Source organism: Williamsia sp. Y844 (assembly GCF_056786475.1).
The window spans coordinates 336146-356183 of record NZ_JBXCJB010000003.1 but is presented as its reverse complement, the minus strand read 5'-3'; the positions used below and the strand labels follow the sequence as shown (position 1 = coordinate 356183).

The 20038-nt window shown below is 64.9% G+C and carries 20 protein-coding genes and 1 pseudogene; all 21 read right to left on the bottom strand.

The annotated features are described in order from the left end of the window. Positions 1–54: 54 nt before the first annotated feature. On the bottom strand, positions 55–615 hold the full coding sequence (locus AC1TQG_RS18515; protein WP_482139304.1) for an adenine phosphoribosyltransferase: 561 nt from the start codon (positions 613–615) through the stop codon (positions 55–57). Positions 616–640: 25 nt separating this feature from the next. Next, a complete protein-coding gene (locus AC1TQG_RS18510; protein WP_482139303.1) occupies positions 641–2344 on the bottom strand; it encodes an ABC transporter substrate-binding protein in 1704 nt (567 codons plus the stop codon). An 11-nt stretch (positions 2345–2355) separates the two neighbouring features. Next, positions 2356–3558, bottom strand: a complete 1203-nt coding sequence (secF, locus tag AC1TQG_RS18505; RefSeq protein WP_482139302.1) for a protein translocase subunit SecF — start codon at positions 3556–3558, stop codon at positions 2356–2358. Continuing rightward, a complete protein-coding gene (secD, locus tag AC1TQG_RS18500) occupies positions 3551–5113 on the bottom strand; it encodes a protein translocase subunit SecD (RefSeq protein ID WP_482139301.1) in 1563 nt (520 codons plus the stop codon). Before secD ends, secF begins: the two co-directional genes overlap by 8 nt. A 128-nt stretch (positions 5114–5241) precedes the next feature. Further along, positions 5242–5658, bottom strand: a complete 417-nt coding sequence (gene yajC / locus AC1TQG_RS18495) for a preprotein translocase subunit YajC (protein ID WP_482139300.1) — start codon at positions 5656–5658, stop codon at positions 5242–5244. A 113-nt stretch (positions 5659–5771) separates the two neighbouring features. Beyond that, a complete protein-coding gene (ruvB, locus tag AC1TQG_RS18490; protein WP_482139299.1) occupies positions 5772–6968 on the bottom strand; it encodes a Holliday junction branch migration DNA helicase RuvB in 1197 nt (398 codons plus the stop codon). 13 nt (positions 6969–6981) lie between these two features. Beyond that, on the bottom strand, positions 6982–7578 hold the full coding sequence (ruvA, locus tag AC1TQG_RS18485) for a Holliday junction branch migration protein RuvA (protein ID WP_482139298.1): 597 nt from the start codon (positions 7576–7578) through the stop codon (positions 6982–6984). Further along, entirely contained in the window at positions 7575–8144 is a 570-nt protein-coding gene (gene ruvC, locus AC1TQG_RS18480) for a crossover junction endodeoxyribonuclease RuvC (protein WP_482139297.1), read from the bottom strand. Before ruvC ends, ruvA begins: the two co-directional genes overlap by 4 nt. 94 nt (positions 8145–8238) lie before the next feature. Further along, positions 8239–8997 (bottom strand): YebC/PmpR family DNA-binding transcriptional regulator, encoded by a 759-nt coding sequence (locus AC1TQG_RS18475; RefSeq protein ID WP_482139296.1) that lies wholly within the window; start codon positions 8995–8997, stop codon positions 8239–8241. Between the two features lie 69 nt (positions 8998–9066). Beyond that, a complete protein-coding gene (gene pdxT / locus AC1TQG_RS18470) occupies positions 9067–9675 on the bottom strand; it encodes a pyridoxal 5'-phosphate synthase glutaminase subunit PdxT (protein ID WP_482139295.1) in 609 nt (202 codons plus the stop codon). Continuing rightward, a complete protein-coding gene (locus AC1TQG_RS18465) occupies positions 9672–10523 on the bottom strand; it encodes an acyl-CoA thioesterase (protein ID WP_482139294.1) in 852 nt (283 codons plus the stop codon). The genes pdxT and AC1TQG_RS18465 overlap by 4 nt, the downstream gene beginning before the upstream one ends. A gap of 78 nt (positions 10524–10601) precedes the next feature. After that, entirely contained in the window at positions 10602–11054 is a 453-nt protein-coding gene (locus AC1TQG_RS18460; protein ID WP_482139293.1) for a response regulator transcription factor, read from the bottom strand. Positions 11055–11241: 187 nt separating this feature from the next. Then, on the bottom strand, positions 11242–11970 hold the full coding sequence (locus AC1TQG_RS18455) for an FHA domain-containing protein (protein WP_482139292.1): 729 nt from the start codon (positions 11968–11970) through the stop codon (positions 11242–11244). 8 nt (positions 11971–11978) lie between these two features. After that, on the bottom strand, positions 11979–12785 hold the full coding sequence (locus AC1TQG_RS18450; protein WP_482139898.1) for a PP2C family protein-serine/threonine phosphatase: 807 nt from the start codon (positions 12783–12785) through the stop codon (positions 11979–11981). 274 nt (positions 12786–13059) lie between these two features. After that, entirely contained in the window at positions 13060–13986 is a 927-nt protein-coding gene (gene pdxS / locus AC1TQG_RS18445; RefSeq protein ID WP_482139291.1) for a pyridoxal 5'-phosphate synthase lyase subunit PdxS, read from the bottom strand. A gap of 139 nt (positions 13987–14125) precedes the next feature. Then, positions 14126–14620 (bottom strand): annotated as a pseudogene (locus tag AC1TQG_RS18440) (LemA family protein); the annotation flags it as partial. Continuing rightward, positions 14617–15741, bottom strand: coding sequence for a glycosyltransferase family 4 protein (locus AC1TQG_RS18435; protein WP_482139290.1), 1125 nt, complete (start codon positions 15739–15741; stop codon positions 14617–14619). The pseudogene AC1TQG_RS18440 and the gene AC1TQG_RS18435, both read right to left, overlap by 4 nt. Continuing rightward, a complete protein-coding gene (locus AC1TQG_RS18430) occupies positions 15738–16658 on the bottom strand; it encodes a phosphatidylinositol mannoside acyltransferase (RefSeq protein ID WP_482139289.1) in 921 nt (306 codons plus the stop codon). Before AC1TQG_RS18430 ends, AC1TQG_RS18435 begins: the two co-directional genes overlap by 4 nt. Then, on the bottom strand, positions 16655–17317 hold the full coding sequence (pgsA, locus tag AC1TQG_RS18425) for a phosphatidylinositol phosphate synthase (protein ID WP_482139288.1): 663 nt from the start codon (positions 17315–17317) through the stop codon (positions 16655–16657). The genes AC1TQG_RS18430 and pgsA overlap by 4 nt, the downstream gene beginning before the upstream one ends. A gap of 49 nt (positions 17318–17366) precedes the next feature. Beyond that, positions 17367–17930 (bottom strand): ATP adenylyltransferase, encoded by a 564-nt coding sequence (locus AC1TQG_RS18420; RefSeq protein WP_482139287.1) that lies wholly within the window; start codon positions 17928–17930, stop codon positions 17367–17369. After that, positions 17927–19996: a threonine--tRNA ligase gene (gene thrS, locus AC1TQG_RS18415; protein WP_482139286.1), complete on the bottom strand. Its 2070-nt coding sequence runs from the start codon at positions 19994–19996 to the stop codon at positions 17927–17929. The genes AC1TQG_RS18420 and thrS overlap by 4 nt, the downstream gene beginning before the upstream one ends. Positions 19997–20038 lie beyond the last annotated feature (42 nt).

Here is a 20038-nt window from a genome sequence, read left to right as displayed (position 1 = left end):
GTCACCTCCGTTTGTCGAATCAAGCCTAGTCGTCTCGGCCAGAACCCAGTCGCCTCAGCCCGGAGCCAGCGCCGAGAGTTCGACACCGGCGCAGGCCGCGCTGACGGCTTCGCGGCCGCCCAGTCCTTCGAGTTCCATCACCACGGCGATCGACACCGGGATCGCACCGGCCTGCCGCAGCAATTTCACCGCTGCGATGACCGTTCCACCGGTGGCCAGGACATCGTCGATCACGAGCACGCGGCGTCCGGTCAGATCCAGCCCATCGGCCGGGATCTCCAGGCTCGCGGAACCGTATTCGAGTGAATAACTCTCGGTGAGCACGGGCGGCGGCAGTTTGCCTGCCTTGCGCATCGCCAGCACACCGGTACCGAGGTGAAGTGCTACACCTGATCCCAACAAGAAACCGCGGGCATCGATTCCCGCAACCAGGTCGACGCCATCGGCGCCACCAGCGGCCAGCCCGGCGATCACCGCACGCAACCCCTCCGGATCAGCCAGGACCGGTGACAGGTCCTTGAACTGGATTCCCGGAGAGGGGAAGTCGGCCACCCTGCGGGTGAGTCGCTCGATCGCCGCGAGAGCGTCGTGGCCGATCGGGGTCTTGCTGTCCATCTGGTATTTCCTCAATCTTGTTCGTTCAATTGTCGGTCAACAGCCAACGGTCGATGTTCCAGCCCGAGCCCGGTCTGGACATCCCCATCACCACATTGTTCACATTGTCCCCCGCGAGCCGAGTACGCGCCTCCGCAAACAGCGGCAGAACCGGCATGTCGCGCCACAGCAATGTCTCGATCTCCCGTAGCAGCGGAAGCCTTCCGGCAGACGGAACCGTCACCGCGAGCTGACCGATCAGAGCGGACACCCGACTGTTGTCGTAACCCCCGACGTTGATCGGTTCACCGCGCACGAACGCGTAGCTGTCCCGGGTCGGGTCGGCGGCCCCGGTGGCCGCAAAACCGTTGCCCGAGGCTGTGATCAGCACATCGACGTCGCGGCCGAGGCTTCCCGGACCGATGTCCGGACCCGCGGTATCGGTGACGGTCACATCGGCACGACCACAGCTCGCGGCGATCGCGGCGACCATCTGCGCCCGGCGACTGTCCGGCGCGACATAGCCGACCCGGACGACCAGCGGTGGCATCCCGGCGCGGGCGGCAGCCAATTGCGCTCGGGCCCGTTCGGGATCGGCCTGTAGGTACTGGCTGCCGAACTGTGCGTTCACCGCGTCGGACAACAGATCGTCCGGACCGAGTATGTGGTTGTTCACCACCGATGTTCCGCGGCCGAACTCGCGGGCCATGCTGTCTCGTGGGACGCAGGCGGCAAATGCCCGGCGGACGGCGGGATCAGCGAACACGCCACCACCGGAGAAGACGAGACGTTCGACACCCAGTGACGAGACGGGCGCCCGTCCGCCCGATGGAATCGGTACGGCCTCGCGCTGTTCGCGTGGCGCCGGGTCGACTCCGTAGGTCCCGGCCGCGATGTCGAGAACATCGATGGAACCGGCATCACCGGCGGCGATCTTCTCCGTCATCTCGGTCTGCCGTGGCCAGACGGTCAGCCGTGGCATGGCGGGCGGATCCCCCCACCAGCGGGTGTTCGCCACCAGGACCAGCCCGCCGTCGCGGGTGTACTCCTCGACACGTAGTGGTCCCAGCGCCGGATATCGATCGGCCGCGCCCTCGCCGGGCACCAACGTCCACGCCGTGTTCCATACCCGCGCGAGTTCGGCTCTGGCCTGCGGGTCGGACCCGGTGATGACGTCGACGACGGACGGTATGCCCATCTGCTGGGTGATCACCTGCGGCGGCAGAAGCGTGCCTGCGCCGAAGAGCGCCTTCCAATCCTTGTATGCGCGACCGTGTTTGAACGTGACCATCGCGGTCCGCGCGCCGGGTCGGCAATCGATGTCCTCGATGTCGCGGTACCCGGCGGTGCTGGCCACGTCGAAACCGCCGACCGCACCGCTGTGCGCCGCCCAGGCCAACGTCAACGCGTCACACGTCAGCGGCACCCCGTCGCTGTACACGGCCTTGGGGTTGATCTGGTAGCGGACGACCAGCCCCCCGCCGTCGCTGTCGGTGACGACGGAGGTGCCGATGTCGGTGTCCGCAAGGGCGCCGCCGTCCGGCCCCAGGTAGCTGAAACCTGGTAGGACTCGCGACAGCGCCATCAGCGCACCCTCGGTGGACCCACCCAGCGAACTCGGGTTGTAGGTCGTCACCGCGCCATCGATGACGTAGTTCACGGCCTCCGCAGGCGGATCGGAGCAGGCGCTGACCGACCCGAGTACACACATCCCGGCGATTGCCGTCGCCAGGTGCCCGCGGATTCTCATCAACCGTGAGGTTAGTGCTTGCGCCTGCGCTTACCCGACGGACGCACCCCGGGTTCCGGAGTGCTTCCGGGACGGGACGCACGCTTGGTGACCGGCGCGGTCTTGGTCAGCGTGGTCTTGGACCCTGCAGTTGCAGATCCAGCGGCCTCGGACCCGGCAGCGTCGGAGACGCTCGCGCGCTCTTCACGCTCCGCGCGGCGACCAAGGACCTTGCGGGTGTGCGCCCCGATGTCTTTACGACGCTCCTTGAGCGTGACCAGCAACGGTGTGGCGAAGAAGAGCGACGAGTACGTTCCGGTGATCACACCGACCATCTGGACCAGGGCCAGATCCTTCAGTGTTCCGACCCCGAGCAGCCAGACCGCGATGATCATCAGCGCCAGCACCGGCAACACCGAGATCACCGTGGTGTTGATGGACCGCATCAGTGTCTGGTTCACCGCAAGGTTCGCCTGCTCCGCGTACGTGCGGCGCGACGTGTGCATGACGCCTCGGACGTTCTCCTCGACCTTGTCGAAGACCACGACCGTGTCGTAGAGCGAGAAACCCAGAATCGCAAGGAAGCCGATGACGGTCGCCGGGGTCACCTCGAATCCGACCAGCGAATAGATACCAGCGGTGGTGATGATGTCGAAGATAAGGGCGGCCATCGCCGCCAGTGCCATCTCTCGGTCGAATCGGATGGCGATGTACACCGTCACGATGACCAGGAAGACAATCAGGGCGATGATCGCCTTCTTGGTGATCTCACCACCCCAGGTGGAGCTGACCTCGGACGAGCTCACGTCGTTCGGCGCCAGGCCGAATGCTTCTGCCAGCGCCGAGTTGACCTTGACCACTTCTTGCGCATTCAAGGTCTCGGTGCGGATCTGCACCGTCTTGCTCGAACCGGCACCGGCGGTCTGCACCGATTCGGGGGCACTGCCCATGGCCTGGGTGTATACGTCCTCGACGTCTCCGGTGCTCACCTCACTCGACATCGGGAGCGAGATCTGGGTGCCGCCCTCGAAGTCGATCCCGAGGGTGAAACCTCTGATACCGATACTGGCCAGTGAGATGACCACCAACGCCAGTGTGATGAGGTACCACATCTTGCGCCGGCCGACGATTTCGAAGGCACCGGTACCGGTGTAGAGACGTGAAAACAACGAACGATTGGTGGCCGCGACAAAGTTCGCGTCACTCGTGGGTGCCAGGCGATCGACCTCAGCCATTGCGCACTCCTCCTGAGGTCGAGGTCGGACGATCCGCCGCTGCCGCGTTGCGCCGCTCGCGCGCCACATCGGTGACAGCGCCCAGTCCGTTGACGTTGGGCTTGGACAGGAACTTCGAACGTGATGCGTAGACCACCAGCGGGTACGTCACCATGAAGACGACCGCGACGTCGAGGATGGTCGTGAGGCCGAGTGTGAAGGCGAATCCGCGGACGTCACCGATCGCCAGGAAGTACAGCACCGCAGCCGAGATCAAGCTGACCGCGTTGCCGGACCAGATGGTCCGCTTGGCGCGCGCCCAGCCGCGAGGCACGGCGGACCGGAAACTTCGGCCCTCGCGCATCTCGTCCTTTATTCGTTCGAAGTAGACGACAAACGAGTCGGCGGTCATACCGATACCGATGACCAGACCGGCAATACCAGCGAGGTCGAGCGAGAAGCCGATGTACCTGCCGAGCAGGACCATGATCCCGTAGACCATGATCCCGGACATCACGAGCGAGACGACCGTCAGGATTCCGAGCATGCGGTAGTACAGCAATGCGTAGATGAAGACGGCGATGAGCCCGACCAGACCCGCGATCAGACCTGCCTTGAGCGAGGACCAGCCGAGTGTTGCCGACACCGTCTCCGCATCGGAGGCCTCGAACGACAACGGCAACGATCCGTATTTGAGGACGTTGGCGAGGTCTTTCGCCTCGGTCTGGGTGAAGTCACCACTGACCTCGGTGGTGCCACTGATGGCACCGTTGATCTGGGGAGCGCTGACGACCTTGGAGTCGAGCGTGAATGCGGTTGCCTTGCCGATGTTCTGGGCCGTGTAGCTCGCCCAGCGATCGCTGGCGCCACCCTTGTAGTCCAGGCGCACGATCCATGCACCGGCCCCCTGGGTGGTACCTGCCTCGGCCTTGTCGATGTCACTGCCCTTGAGGATCTGCGGTTCCAGCAGATAGACCTGCGTCCCGTCCTCGGAACAGGTCACCAGGTACTGATCGGGATCGTCGTTGCCCTGCAACGGATCCGGAATCGAAGGATCACAGTTCATCTGCGACATGTATTCGGTCAGGGCGGTGGTGTCGGCATCGGCGGGAGCCTGCCGCAACCTCTTCGCCTCGGCGATCGCCTCTTCCGGCGTCTGGTTCTCGGGGGTGGTTGCCGCCGGCTGAGGTGTCGCCGCCTGAACGGTGGCGACGGGCCGTACGTACAGCAGGGCGGTCTGCCCGAGGGTGCGCGCCTGCTGACCGTCGTCGCCGGGCACCGTGATGACCAGGTTGTCACCGGTGATGACCACCTCGGACCCCGAGACACCGAGCCCGTTGACGCGCTGCTCGATGATCTGCTTTGCCTTGTCGAGCTGATCATTGCTCGGCGCGGCGCCATCGGGAGTACGCGCGGTCAGTGTGACCCGGGTACCACCTTGTAGGTCGATACCCAGTTTGGGTGTCGGATCTTGGTTGCCGGTGAAGAACACCAACCCGTACACCACGATCATCAATAAGAAAAAGACGATCAAAGACCGTAGAGGCGGTGCCTCACGGTTCGACGACGATGCCACGCTGCCTACGTCTCCTCGGTTGTCCTAGATACCCCATGCACACCGCAGGGGCGCCCGCCACGGTACGTGCCGCGACCACAGTTGTGTCGCGGCACCTCCATGGAGGCGCCCCGGTACGGGCTTCGTAATTACGCTTTGTCTTGGTCTTCGTGCGGCTTCTCCAGGCTGACATTTTTGTCGCCGCCGTCGGAGCTGCCCAGGTCTACGTCGTCATCGTGGATGCCGTTGTATTCGATCTCGGCATCGTTGTTGCCGATCAATCCGACACCCGGGTAGCTGTCGGCGAGGTCATCGGATTGAACGACCTCGCGAATGGCGAGGCGGTTCCAACGAGAGACGCAACCGTCGGTGATCTCGAGATCGACGGTGCCTTCGGCCAGTCCGGTCACGGTGCCGTAGACACCGGACGTGGTCTGGACGCGGACGCCGACCTGCAGGGATTCCTGCATGGTTTTGGCTGCTGCCACTGCCTTCTTCTGGCGGCGGACAGACAGGAACATCATGCCGACCAGGAAGACCAGCAGTAGGGGAAATAGCAATTCCATGAGGTGTGTTCAGTCCTTGGTTGTAATTCGTGGTCGCGAGAAGTGCTCGCAATCACTGACCAGTGTGCCATCTTCGCCGCGCTGCGCCAGATTCGGCGTCGAACGGCTGCTTGTCAGATCTCGTTCTCGCCGGAGGGATCGATGAGCGAACCCACCTCGGGGCCATCGTCCCGGGCGCGCACGCCGAAGCCCGCGCTGAGCGCTCCCGCAGGCGGGTTCAGCCCGAGGTGATGCCACGCGGCGGCGGTCGCAACCCGGCCGCGAGGAGTCCTGGCGATCATCCCGGCACGCACCAGGAACGGTTCACACACTTCTTCGACGGTGGCGGGTTCTTCTCCGACCGCCACCGCAAGCGTCGAAACACCCACCGGCCCGCCGCCAAAACCCCTGATCAGGGCCGCGAGCACAGCGCGGTCGAGGCGATCGAATCCGAGTTCGTCAACGTCGTACACGGCCAGTGCCGCGCGTGCAACGGCCAGGTCGACCACACCATCGGCCCGCACCTCCGCGTAGTCACGGACGCGCCGCAGCAGCCGGTTGGCGATCCGGGGCGTGCCCCGGGACCGGGAGGCGATCTCGGCACCGGCGTCGGTGTGCATGGTGATCCCGAGAATCCCCGCCGCCCGGTTCAGAACCCGCTCGAGTTCACCGGTGTCGTAGAACTCCATGTGCGCGGTGAAACCGAATCGGTCACGCAGTGGTCCGGTGAGGGCTCCCGACCGCGTGGTCGCGCCGACCAACGTGAACGGCGCGACGTCGAGCGGGATCGACGTGGCACCGGGTCCCTTGCCGACGATCACGTCGACGCGGAAGTCTTCCATCGCCAGGTACAGCATCTCCTCGGCAGGCCGGGCGATCCGATGGATCTCGTCGATGAACAGCACATCACCCTCGACGAGGTTGGAGAGCATCGCGGCAAGATCGCCTGCCCGTTCGAGCGCCGGACCCGACGTGACCCGCAGCGCCGCACCCATCTCGCTCGCGATGATCATCGCGAGCGAGGTCTTACCGAGTCCGGGTGGACCCGAGAGCAGGATGTGATCAGGTGTCCCGCCACGTCCGCGGGCGGCTTGCAGCACGAGTTCGAGCTGTTCGCAGACCCGTGGCTGTCCGATGAAATCGCCAAGGCTCCGTGGCCGCAGGCTGTTGTCGAGATCACCGTCGGCCGTGATCCGACCGGCGTTGACGGTACGACTGGACGAGTCATCAGATCCGGCCTCGAAACCGTCGCCATCACCGAAATCGTCGTTTCCGAAGTTGTCGTTCCCGAAGTTGTCATCCCCGAAGTTGTCGTCGCCGGCGCCGATCATGTCGACTCACCCATCACTTGGTCTTACCCAGTGACGCCAGCGCGGCTCGCAGCACGGTTGCCGAATCGGCATCGGGCCGGTCGGCGAGGACCGCGATGACGGCCTTCTCTGCCTGTGGGGCGGCGAATCCGAGCCCGACGAGGGCCTCGGTCACCTGATCGCGAATCGTGAAACTCGACATCGAGGAATCACCCGCGGAGGCGGCATGTGGCCGCTCGACCTTGTCGCGCAGTTCGACGACGAGACGCTCGGCGACCCGTTTGCCGATGCCCGGCACGGTGATCAACGCCTTGGTGTCGCCACCGGCGAGTGCCTGACGCAATGCGTCCGGCTCGAGGACCGCAAGGGTGGCCATCGCCAACCGCGGGCCGACCCCGGTCACTGTCTGCAACAGCGTGAACAGCGATCGGGCGTCGGGTTCGGTGAAGCCGTACAACGTCATCGAGTCCTCGCGGACGATCATCGTCGTCAACAAGATGGCCTCGACGCCACGGCGTACCGATCCGGCGGTACTCGGGGTCACCAGGACCTGATATCCGACGCCGCCGCAATCGATGACCACATGGTCGAGCGCCACGTCGACCACCGGACCACGAACCGATGCGATCATCGCGCCGCCGCCTTCTTCGCCTGGGCGACTCGCTCGCGATACGCCTTCTGTTGGGCCAATGCCTTTGCCTGGGCCGCCTCCATGCGCTCGGCGATCGGCCCACGCCAGCAATGACAGATCGCCAACGCCAGGGCGTCGGCGGCATCGGCCGGTTTGGGAGCCTGCTGCATGCCAAGGATGCGGGTGACCATCGCGGTCACCTGTGCCTTGTCGGCACGACCGCTGCCGGTGACAGCGGCCTTCACCTCACTCGGCGTGTGAAATCGCACCGGGACACCCCGTTTGGCCGCGGCCAGCGCGATCACTCCCCCGGCCTGAGCGGTACCCATGGCGGTGCTGACCTGATGCTGCGCGAAGACCCGCTCGATCGCCACCACGTCCGGGCTGTGGACATCGAGCCAGTGCTCGGCGGCCGTGTGGATGGCGAGCAACCGGTTCTCCAACGGCATGTCCGGGGGCGTGCGGATCACGTCGACGTCAAGTGCCGTCACAGCGCGACCGGAGCCGGATTGCACCAGCGCGATCCCGCACCGGGTCAACCCTGGGTCCACACCCATCACACGCATGCATCTCCACCTTCGCCAACGACCGCCCAGAAACGAACAACTGTTCGATATCCTAGCGGCCGCGTCGAACAAGCCGAGGCAGCAACACGCCGGGTCAGTCGTCCTGTTCGAGTTCGGCGAGTACGTCGTCGCTGATGTCTACGTTGGAGTAGACGTCTTGCACATCGTCGGAGTCCTCCAGTGCATCGATCAGGCGAAAGACTTTCCGGGCGCCGTCGGCGTCGACCGGTACCGCCACCGATGCACGGAAGCTGGCATCAGCTGATTCGTAATCGATTCCGGCATCCTGCAGCGCAGTTCGGACGGCAACAAGATCCGTTGGCTCACTGACTATCTCGAAACTCTCGCCGAGGTCGACCACATCTTCGGCACCTGCCTCGAGGACCGCCATCAATATGTCGTCCTCGGTTTGGCCGGCCTTCTCGAGTGTCACCACACCCTTACGGGTGAACAGATACGCCACCGAGCCCGGATCGGCCATGTTGCCGCCGTTGCGACTCATCGCGGTACGCACCTCGGTGGCAGCGCGGTTTCGGTTGTCGGTGAGGCACTCGATCAGAATTGCCACGCCATTGGGGCCGTAACCCTCGTAGGTGATGTTCTGCCAATCGGAGCCGCCGGCCTCTTCGCCGCCACCACGTTTACGGGCGCGTTCGATGTTGTCGTTGGGCACCGACGACTTCTTTGCCTTCTGAATGGCGTCGTACAACGTGGGATTACCAACCGGATCGCTGCCACCCATGCGCGCGGCAACCTCAATGTTCTTGACCAGCTTGGCAAAGTTCTTGCTGCGCTTGGCATCGACCACCGCCTTCTTGTGCTTGGTGGTGGCCCATTTGGAGTGGCCGCTCATTGGCGCAAGCCCCTTTCGTACAACTCTGGTGTTCTGGCGTGGAGGTGCGGATCGATCCTACTCGCAGTATCAGCAGGTATTTCTGACCATCTCGGCAAAATACTCATGGACCCGTAGATCGCCAGTCACCTCGGGATGAAATGAGGTCGCCAGGACATTGCCCTGACGTACCGCCACCACCCGACCGGCGGCCGGACCGTCGGGGACTGTTCCGAGCACCTGCACGCCCTCCCCCGTCGACTCCACCCACGGCGCGCGGATGAAGACCGCCCGCATCGGACCGCCGGGGATGCCGACGAGTTCGAGGTCGGTCTCGAACGAGGCGACCTGACGTCCGAATGCGTTGCGGCGCACGGTGATGTCAAGGGCGTCGAGGTGCTGGGCATCGGGACGCGTATCGAGGATGTTGCTGGCGAGCATGATCATCCCGGCACAGGAACCGTAGGCGGGCAGCCCCCCGGCGAGCGCCTTGCGCAGCGGTTCGAGCAGGTCGAGGATCACCAGCAGCTTGCTCATCGTCGTCGATTCGCCACCGGGGATGACGATCCCGTCGATCTGGTCGAGCTCACCGGGCCGGCGGATCGAGCAGCTCTCGGCCCCCGCCTTGGTCAGCGCGTCGTGATGTTCACGCACATCACCTTGCAGTGCGAGGACACCGATCCGGGGTGCGCCGCTCAACTCGGCCGCTTCGCATGCTGGTCGGCCGGTACCGGACGTCCGGTCCTGGTGAGGCCCTCCTGCGTCACCGCGGCCACCATCACGCCCCGATGGTCATAGATCCGGCCCTGGGTCAACGAGCGACCACCACTGGCCGACGGTGACGTCTGGTCGTAGAGCAGCCACTCGTCGGCGCGGAACGGGCGCAGGAACCACATGGCGTGGTCGAGTGAGGCGAACTGCGCGTCTTCGTCCGGATGCGGGACCTTCGCCGAACCCAGCAACGTCATGTCGCTCATGTACGCGAGTGTGCAGACGTGGAAGACCTGGTCATCGGGCAACGGCGTGCGGTAGCGGAACCACACCTGCTGCTGCGCCGCGAGATCCCGGCTGCCGATCAGATCCTCACGCGGAACGATCCGGACGTCGAAGTTCTGCCATTCGCGGTAAGGCGCCTTCAATTCCGGATCGTCGACCGTCAGCAGGTCGACGAGTTCTTCGGGCCGCTTGACCCGCGGCATCGTGTCCTGGTGTTCGTAACCCTGGTCATCGACATGGAACGAGGCCGACATCGTGAAGATCGCCAGACCGTCCTGGATCGCGGTGACCCGTCGGGTGCAGAACGACCGGCCGTCGCGGATCCGGTCGACGAGGTACACCGTCGGCTCGAGCGGATTGCCCCCGCGGAGAAAGTAGCCATGTAGGGAGTGCACCTGGAAACGGGACTCGACACTCCGGGTGGCCGACACGAGCGCCTGACCCGCGACCTGCCCGCCGAAGGTGCGTACGAGAAAGCTCTCGTGGACGCGCCCCCGGTAGATGTCCTTCTCGATCTCCTCGAGCTGGAGGATCTCTTCGATCATCGCCATGTGGTTGACCCCTTTCTGACCACGATTATTGCCCACGTGTCGTCAGAGACCGACCACCCGCTCCCGCGGGCGACTACTTCACAGATCGTCGATGGAGACGATCCCGTCCTGGATGGCCCGCGCCACCAGAGCCGCCTTGGTCGATGCTCCGCGCCCGACCTCGTTGTACTTCACGCGGATTCGCGCGAGGTGCGTGTTGACCGTGCCGAGCGAGATGAAGAGCGATTCGGCGACAGCCGATTTCGAGTCAAGGTTCAGCCACGCCCGGAGCACCTCGATTTCACGTTGCGACAACTTGGGCTTCGGGTACGCCCGGGTGGCGACCGAATCGACCTGGCCCGCCGCCGGTCGGGCCGGTGACATCGGAGCACCCGGTGTGGTGCAGGTGGTCGGCTGCCGGCCCGGAAGAGGCATCGTGCGCTGCGCCAGCCGGGCCAACGCCTCTTCACGGGTCAGCCGGGCCGGGGTCGCCGGCCGGTAGCCGACGCGGGGACGGGTCGGCGCGTGAAAAGTGTTGTGCAATACGGTCATCACGGTCTCCTACTAGGTGTTGGGCCAACTCACTGCGCTGCGGCGCGGCTGTGGAATGTCACAACACTAAAACCGCTGCGAGCGAAGTGTCGATGGGGAGAACTACCCACCTCATCGATGCAGGTAAGACCACCTTTTCACGACGACCACCCAGAGCGCGTGCCCCATCGGGCACACTTGCGGGCGTTCAGCTGCCCGTCACACCACTGCGCCGGGCCTCGGCCTCGATCATCGGGAGGTCGGCGCGGGTCACCACCCGGGAGGCGACGGCGTACTCGACGAGTTTGACGCGGCGATTGCTGGCGAGCCGACCCGATCCGCCCCGCATTCCGGAGACACCGATCTGATCGAATTTGTCGCAGACGTTGTCGAGTTTGCGATTGAACTTGGTGAGCGACCAGCCGAGCCGGTGCGCGGCCCGCGCGGATGACGGGATCGAACTCGCTCCGGTGCCGTTGCGGCGCAACACCTCTTCGGCGAGTACGACGATGAGCAGCTTCTGGCTCTCCGTCAGGGATACGACACCGATGGTCGTCTCACCACTGCCCGTCGGTTCGCCAGGCGGTTCCAGGGTCACCAGAGGGGTTGTGCCCGAATGGATGTCGAGTTCATACGTGGTGGGTCCGGCGGTGAACACGACGGCGGTCACCCCGGATGTCAACGGCACCCTGGCGCCAGGTGCCAGGGTCGCCTGGAATCCCGCCTCACCGGCGACAACACCCGCCGACAGATGCGAGCCGACATTGGACAGCCACCAGAGACCCTGTTCGAAATGGATCATCAGGAACTTGCGATGCAGATACGGGTTGTCGTCGACGTCCAGGTCGGCGTCACGGCCGATGTGGAAGGGTTCGTCCGGATCCAGCGGGTGCCGCTCGCCGCAATAGTCGACGAACGACTCCGGCGGCGCACTCATCGGAACGCTCACCGAATGGGGGGTTCGACAAGTTCCGGAACCGCGGTGACATCGGCAATCGCCACGGTCACGTTGTCGCGGCCGCCCGATTCGAGTGCGGCCGCGACCATCGTGGTCGCGGCCAGTGTCGGATCGGGGTTGTCGGCGAGGATCTGCGCGATCACGCTGTCGGCGAGCTCTCCGGTCAGACCGTCCGAGCACACCAGGATGCGATCACCGATCGCGACCGGGAACGTGAAGAAGTCGGCCTCTTGTTCCATGCCGGCACCCAACGCCCGCGTGATCACATTGCGCCGCGGGTCAACTCGGGCCTGTTCGGCGGTCAGATATCCGGCGTCGACAAGTTCTTGCACCTGAGAGTGGTCGACGGTGACCTGTTCGAGCTTGCCTGCGGAGAACCGGTACGTCCGCGAATCGCCGATGTTCAGCACCAGCCAGTGCGGCACACCGTCGTTGTCGGCCAGCAGCGCACCGGTGACCGTTGTGCCCGCATGGCGGTTGGACTCGGTGTCGATCCGCTCGATCTGCCGTTGCGCCTCGGTGAGGAGTTCGATGACGGAATCGCGGGTGCGGTTGATCCCGCTGATGGCGGTGGCCGACAACGCGGTCAGCGCCGCCTCACTGGCCAGCTCGCCACGGTCGTGTCCGCCCATGCCGTCGGCGACAAGGACCATCCCGGGGGCCACCAGTACCGCGTCCTCATTGGTCTCGCGCATCAGGCCGACGTCGCTCACAACCGCCCAGGAGATCGAGACCTGGCCGAACTCACCTGTACCGCTGCGGGTTACATCCCGAACCGCCCCGGTTGTCTCCATGCTCATCGAGCTCCGCCTTCAGGTCTTTTGGTCGAACGCGCCAACACGTATCAATCTGCCACGTCAAAGCTTCTTTCGCCCAGCGCAGCAACCTTGCCCGGTCTGATCATCCACAATCGACCCGCCGGGCGCAGTGAATTGGATATGCGTGTCGGCAGAAACCAAAGAGGCCACCGGGCCCGCACGTGCGGGCCCGGTGGCTCCTGAGGTGTGAGCAATACCCGGACGATCGCAGACGCAGCCCTGGCAGCGCTCGATCAGTCAGCGGACGTGGTCACCAGCCGCGCTCTGCGAGGCGGTGCGGCTCCGGGATCTCGTCGACGTTGATACCGACCATCGCTTCGCCGAGTCCGCGGGAGACCTTGGCCAGCACATCGGGATCGTCGAAGAAGGTGGTGGCCTGCACGATGGCGGCGGCACGCTGCGCCGGGTTGCCGGACTTGAAGATGCCCGACCCGACGAACACGCCCTCGGCGCCGAGGTGCATCATCATCGCGGCGTCGGCCGGGGTGGCGATACCACCGGCGGTGAACAGCGTGACCGGCAACTTACCGGCCTCGGCGATCTCGACAACCAGGTCGTACGGCGCTTGCAGCTCCTTGGCCGCGACGAACAACTCGTCCTTGGGCAGCGAGGTCAGCCACCGGATCTGGTCACGCATCTTGCGCATGTGGGTGGTGGCGTTGGAGACGTCACCGGTTCCGGCCTCACCCTTGGACCGGATCATCCCGGCACCCTCGGTGATACGGCGAAGCGCCTCACCGAGATTGGTGGCACCACAGACGAACGGGACGGTGAACTGCCACTTGTCGATGTGGTTGGCGTAGTCGGCCGGGGTCAGGACCTCGGACTCGTCGATGTAATCGACACCGAGGCTCTGCAGGATCTGCGCCTCGACAAAATGTCCGATACGGGCCTTGGCCATCACCGGGATCGACACCGTGGAGATGATCGCATCGATCATGTCCGGATCGCTCATCCGGGACACGCCGCCCTGAGCGCGGATGTCGGCGGGAACCCGCTCGAGAGCCATCACGGCAACCGCACCGGCGTCCTCGGCGATCTTGGCCTGCTCCGCGTTGACCACATCCATGATCACGCCGCCTTTGAGCATCTCGGCCATACCGCGCTTGACCCGCGCAGTGCCGGTGCCGGAAGCGTCCGGAGTCACCGAAGAACCAAGGTCTGAAGCACTGCTCACGTCAATTACTCCTACACAACTAGTGGATACACAGTCAGTAAAGTCCTGGACTTTCAGTCTATGCTCTGGGCTTTTGGCGTGCATACACGCCTCGGCGAGAGGTCAGCGTCCAGTCCGTCGACAGGGGGGTCGATCAGGCCGCTGCGCGTTCGACGATCTCGAAGTAGGTCGGGAGTGGCGCGGTACCACCGAGGTGAAGCCACCGCACCGGGCGCCGATGTCGCAGCGCCAAGGTATCGCGGACGGCGTCGTTGTAGAACCGCCTGGCGATCATCACCCTGGTCTCGGCGTCCGCGAGCTCGGTGACCAGTTGTGAACGCAGCGAGCCACTGTCGACCTGGGCCAGCGCAGCAGACACCACGTTCTCGGCGTCTTCGCGTTCGCCGGGCGATGCACCTTCGGCCCGGTCGGCGGCCGCGATCAGCGCTTTGCCGTCACCACCGAGGCCTGCCCCGATCGACCGGGCAACCACGGCCCGGCGGGCCAGCGCCGCATCAAGTGCCTGCCAGGACAGATCGACCCGCACGTGCAGGCGATCGAGCCGGTTGGCCGTCTTGTAGGACCAGCCGAGCCCGGCCAGCACCACCACCGCGACAATTCCCAGAATCAGAATTGTCAGAGCTGAAATCGTCATTCTTCGACTACCACCTTGCCGGCCCCGATTGTGACCGCGTCATAAACCCGCAGGATCTGGTCAGCGACATGCGACCAGTCGTATCGCGCCGCGCGCTGCTCTGCGCGCTCCACCATGGCGGAGCGACTCGCGTCGTCACCGAGGGCCGCGATGATCCCGAAGGCGAGCTCCTCCGAATCACCGACCTCCACCAGGACTCCGGAGCGTCCGTCGTCGAGTACCCGGCGGAAGGCGTCGAGCTTGCTCGCCACCACCGCAGCGCCTGCGGCCATCGCCTCGACGAGCACGATGCCGAAACTCTCGCCGCCCAGGTTCGGCGCGCAGTACACATCGGCCGACCGCAGGGCCCGGGCCTTGGTCTCGTCGTCGACCTGTCCGAGTAACACCAGACGATCGGCGAACTCCCCGGCCTTACCGCGCAGCGTGCGTTCGTGACCGCCCCCGACCACCAGGACGCGGACGTCGGGATACCGGGCGACCACCGCGGGCAGCGCGCCGATCAGCACGTCCATCCCCTTGCGGGGTTCGTCGTAGCGACCCAGGAACAGGATCGTCTTGCCCCGTCGCGGATAGCCTTCGAACGGCTCCGCGTCGGAAAAGGACCGCACATGGACACCGTTCGGGATCTCCACCGCGTCGGAACCGAGGGATTCCATCTGCCACCGGCGGGCCAGTTCGGACACGGCGATCTTGCCGGCGATCCGTTCGTGATAGGGACGCAAAATACCCTGAAAGAGACTGAGCCACAACGACTTCGTGGTCGCGGCATGGAATGTGGTGACGATCGGGCCCTGCGCCACCATCAAGGAGAGCATCGAGATACTCGGCGAATTGGGTTCGTGGACGTGCAGTACGTCGAACTTTTCTTCCCGCAACCAGTTCCGCAGGCGCCCATACGCTTTCGGACTGAAGTTCAGGCGGGCCACCGAGCCGTTGTACGGAATCGCAACTGCCTCACCGACCGACACCACATAGGAGGGCAATACGGTGCCCCGGCCGGCGGGCGCGAGCACACTGACGGTGTGTCCACGGTTGATGAACACCTGCGCGAGTTCCATCACGTGGGCCTGGACGCCGCCTGGGATGTCGAACGAGTACGGGCAGATCATGCCGATCTTCACTGGCTTCTCCCCTCCTCGATCATGCGACGCCGGTTGTGCGACCAGTCAGCCTCCCACAGCGGTTGCAGCATGTGCCAATCTTCGGGATGGGCAGCGATATTGGCCTCGAACACCGTCGCCATCGCCTGCGTGGTCGCCTCGACCCCGCCCGCGGTGTCGATCACCTCGCTGCAGGAGAGCTCTGAGGTGTCGGGTCCGGTGAACCAGTGGTGGACCGCGATCAGCGCGGCACCGGTGTCGATCGCCAACTTGGCAGGCCCGGCCGGCATGCGGGTCTGTTCCCCGAAGAACGTCACCGGGACGCCGCGTTTGGCGAGATCTCGCTCACCGAGCAAGCAGACCACACCTCCGGACCGCAGGCGCGCCGCGAGCTGTTGAAAGGGCGGTGCCTCTCCACCGCTGAGCGGGAAGATCTCGAAGCCCAGGCTCTCCCGATACCGGACGAACCGCTCGAACAGCGATTCGGGCTTCAGCCGCTCGGCGACGGTGGAGAACTCCCCCAGCAAGTCGACAAGCCAGACACCGGCCATGTCCCAGTTGCCGGAGTGGGGCAAGGCCAGGATCACGCCGTTGCCCTTGTCGAGGGCTGTCTGAATGCGGCCACGGTCGATGTCGGGCATATGTACCCGCGAGGCCGCGGCGGCCAGATCCATGGACGGAAGCCGGAACGACTCCCGCCAATAGCGCGCATACGACCGCATTGCGGCCTTCATCACGTCGTCGGGGACCTGTTCGGGTTCGCAATGCAGGACCCGGGCCAGGTTCTTGCGCAACTGATCGGGACCGCCTTTACGACCGCCCACCACCGTGCCGACGCCGTCGAAGACACTGCGGGCGACACCTTCCGGGAGATGCCGGACCAGAGACCAGCCGGCCGCGTAACCGAGGTCCGCGAGCCGTTCTGCGGCCCCGGTCACTCCGTCGGCCCGCCGGGGTCCGGTGTCGGCGACGGGGCTGCGATCGGGAGCAGATCGGTGGCGCCGGGCGACTTGTACACCGACCACATCCGCTGGAAGACCGTGATCACGCTGCCCGCGGCCAGTGCCCACATCGCGATGTGGATGGCCCACGGCAATCCGAGGCCGGTCAGGCCGGTGCCGGCCAACACGATGACCAGGCGGTCCGGACGTTCGATCAGCCCGCCATCGCCGTTGAGACCGCTGGCCTCCGCACGCGCCTTGGCGTAGGAGATCACCTGCGAGGTGACCAGGCAGATCATCGTCGCGATGAACAGGGGCTTGCTCGGTTCCTCCACCAGGGCCCACCAGGCGAGTCCGGCGAAGATGGCACCGTCGGCGAGCCGGTCGCAGGTGGAGTCGAGCACGGCACCGAACTTGGTGCCACCACCGCGGGCCCGGGCCATCGCACCGTCGAGCATGTCGAACATGACGAAGAGCCAGATCGCCAGTGTCCCGACGAACAGGTAGCCCATCGGGAACAGCGTCACCGCCGCCGCGATCGTCGCGACGGTGCCGATGATCGTCATCGCATCAGGGGTCAGACCGGTCTTGATCAGCACTTTCCCCAGCGGCAGGGTGATCTTGGACACCGATGCCCGCCCCAGCACACTCAACATAGATTTAGCACGCTCTCCATTGGAAACATCTTCATCATGTCGTCAGCCGTCAATCCTGCAGCTTCAGCCAGGCTTCTGCCAGCAGAGCCCTGGTGTCGCGGAGCAATTGCGGCATCACCTTGGTCTCGCCGATCACCGTGATGAAGTTGGCATCACCACCCCATCGGGGCACAACGTGCTGGTGCAGGTGCTCGGCGAGCGAGCCACCCGCGGCGGTCCCGAGATTGAGTCCGACGTTGAACGCATCGGGATTGGAAACCGACTTGATCGCGCGGATCATCTTCTGCGTGAACACCATCAGTTCACGGCTTTCGGCCTCGGTGAGATCTTCGAGATCTGCGACCTGACGGTAGGGCACGATCATCGCGTGGCCGGGGTTGTAGGGATACAGGTTCAGGACCGCGTAGACCGTCTCACCGCGGGCGACCATCAGGCCGGCCTCGTCGGACATCCTGGGGATGTCGATGAAGGGGTGGACCGATGCCGCCGACGACTCGGAGTCGTCGCCGTTGCCGGACGCGGTGCGCGGGGCGGCGGTGATGTACGACATGCGGTGCGGGCTCCACAACCGCTGCAGGCGATCGGGTTGCCCCGGCCCCACGTCGCGGATCACGCCGGCGCCTCGATCAACCCTGAATCCTCGATCAAGCCTGCAGTCGGCGACTCGTTGCGGCGATCACGGACCCACTCGGTGATGATGCGGACCGCATCGGCGACCGGCACACCGTTGACCTGGGTACCGTCCCGGAACCGGAAGCTCACCGCGCCCGCCTCGACGTCGCGCTCACCGGCCAGCAACATGAACGGCACCTTGCCCGTCGTGTGGTTACGGATCTTCTTCTGCATCCGATCGTCACTCTGATCGACCTCGGCGCGGACACCGTTCGACTTGAGTTGCGCCACAACATCTTCCAGATGTGGAACGAACGTGTCGGCGACCGGGATACCCACCACCTGCACCGGCGAGAGCCAGGCCGGGAACGCGCCCGCGTAGTGCTCGGTCAGCACGCCGAAGAACCGTTCGATGGATCCGAACAGCGCCCGGTGGATCATCACCGGACGATGCTTGGAACCGTCGGGACCGGTGTACTCCATCTCGAAACGCTCGGGCAGGTTGAAGTCGAGCTGGATGGTCGACATCTGCCAGTTGCGGCCGAGTGCGTCCTTCACCTGGACGGAGATCTTCGGGCCATAGAACGCGGCGCCGCCCGGATCGGGCACCAGACGCAGGCCGGACGCCTCACCGACCTCGGCGAGGGTGGCCGTCGCCTCTTCCCAGATCTCATCGGACCCGACGGACTTGTCCGGGTTGCGGGTCGACAGTTCGAGGTAGAAATCGTCGAGGCCGTAGTCGTTGAGAAGGCCGAGCACGAACTTCAGCGTGCTGGTCAGCTCGCCGCGCATCTGCTCTTTGGTGCAGTAGATGTGGGCGTCGTCCTGCGTCATGCCCCGCACCCGGGTCAATCCGTGGACGACACCGGACTTCTCGTACCGGTAGACCGAACCGAACTCGAACAACCGCATCGGCAGTTCGCGGTACGAGCGACCCCGGGCGTTGAAGATCAGGTTGTGCATCGGGCAGTTCATCGGCTTGAGGTAGTAGTCCTGGCCGGGTTTGCGCACCTCACCGTTCTCGTCGAGTTCGGCGTCGAGGTGCATCGCCGGGAACATCCCGTCCTTGTACCAATCGAGGTGGCCGGAGATCTCGTAGAGATTGCTCTTGGTCACGTGAGGGGTGTTGACGAAGTCGTAGCCCTCTTCGATGTGGCGTGAGCGCGAGTAGTCCTCGAGTTCCTTGCGGATGATGCCACCCTTGGGGTGGAACACCGGCAGGCCGGAACCGAGCGCGTCCGGGAAACTGAACAGGTCGAGTTCGGCGCCGAGCTTGCGGTGGTCGCGGCGTTCGGCCTCGGCCAGCAGTTCGAGATAGCCGTCCATCGCCTCGGCCGACTCCCAGGCGGTGCCGTAGACCCGCTGCAGGTCGGCGTTGTCCTGGTTGCCCCGCCAGTAGGCCGCCGAGCTGCGGGTCAACTTGAAGGCGGTGATGTATTTGGTGGTCGGCACGTGCGGGCCGCGGCACAGATCGCCCCAGATCTTTTCGCCCGTGCGCGGGTTGAGGTTGTCGTAGGCGGTGAGCTCTCCCCCACCGACCTCCATGACCTCGGGGTCGTCGGCCGAACCCTTGTCTTCGACGAGTTCGAGCTTGTACGGCTCGTCGGCCAGTTCGGCCTTGGCCTGATCGACCGATTCGTAGACTCGACGCGAGAAGCGCTGACCCGACTTGATGATCTGCTTCATCTTCTTCTCGAGCGCGGTCAGATCCTCCGGCGTGAACGGTTCTTCGACGTCGAAGTCGTAGTAGAAGCCGTTCTCGATGGGCGGTCCGATGCCCAGCTTGGCCTTCGGGTTCAGGTCCTGGACGGCCTGGGCCAGCACGTGGGCCGCCGAGTGCCGGATGACGCTGCGGCCGTCTTCGGTGTTGGCGGCGACGGGCTCGACCACGGTGTCGGAGTCAGGGGCCCAGGACAGGTCACGCAGGGTGCCGTCGGCGTCGCGAACGACAACAATCGCCTCGGGACCCTTGTTGGGGTGCCCGCTCTCGCGTAGCGCCGCACCCGCGGTGGTCCCGGCCGCCACCGTGATCGTGGCTGATGGTCCGGGAACGGGATTTTCTGGCACCTGGGCACTCCTTGTCGAATGAAACCACCCGACCGAGGCCGG

Bases quoted from the DNA above. Each gene is read 5' to 3' on its own strand.
- AC1TQG_RS18515 (WP_482139304.1), bottom strand. From the start codon at position 615: ATGGACAGCAAGACCCCGATCGGCCACGACGCTCTCGCGGCGATCGAG.
- AC1TQG_RS18510 (WP_482139303.1), bottom strand. From the start codon at position 2,344: ATGAGAATCCGCGGGCACCTGGCGACGGCAATCGCCGGGATGTGTGTA.
- secF (WP_482139302.1), bottom strand. From the start codon at position 3,558: ATGGCTGAGGTCGATCGCCTGGCACCCACGAGTGACGCGAACTTTGTC.
- yajC (WP_482139300.1), bottom strand. From the start codon at position 5,658: ATGGAATTGCTATTTCCCCTACTGCTGGTCTTCCTGGTCGGCATGATG.
- ruvB (WP_482139299.1), bottom strand. From the start codon at position 6,968: ATGATCGGCGCCGGCGACGACAACTTCGGGGATGACAACTTCGGGAAC.
- ruvA (WP_482139298.1), bottom strand. From the start codon at position 7,578: ATGATCGCATCGGTTCGTGGTCCGGTGGTCGACGTGGCGCTCGACCAT.
- ruvC (WP_482139297.1), bottom strand. From the start codon at position 8,144: ATGCGTGTGATGGGTGTGGACCCAGGGTTGACCCGGTGCGGGATCGCG.
- AC1TQG_RS18475 (WP_482139296.1), bottom strand. From the start codon at position 8,997: ATGAGCGGCCACTCCAAATGGGCCACCACCAAGCACAAGAAGGCGGTG.
- AC1TQG_RS18465 (WP_482139294.1), bottom strand. From the start codon at position 10,523: ATGGCGATGATCGAAGAGATCCTCCAGCTCGAGGAGATCGAGAAGGAC.
- AC1TQG_RS18460 (WP_482139293.1), bottom strand. From the start codon at position 11,054: ATGACCGTATTGCACAACACTTTTCACGCGCCGACCCGTCCCCGCGTC.
- AC1TQG_RS18455 (WP_482139292.1), bottom strand. From the start codon at position 11,970: ATGAGTGCGCCGCCGGAGTCGTTCGTCGACTATTGCGGCGAGCGGCAC.
- AC1TQG_RS18450 (WP_482139898.1), bottom strand. From the start codon at position 12,785: ATGGAGACAACCGGGGCGGTTCGGGATGTAACCCGCAGCGGTACAGGT.
- pgsA (WP_482139288.1), bottom strand. From the start codon at position 17,317: ATGTTGAGTGTGCTGGGGCGGGCATCGGTGTCCAAGATCACCCTGCCG.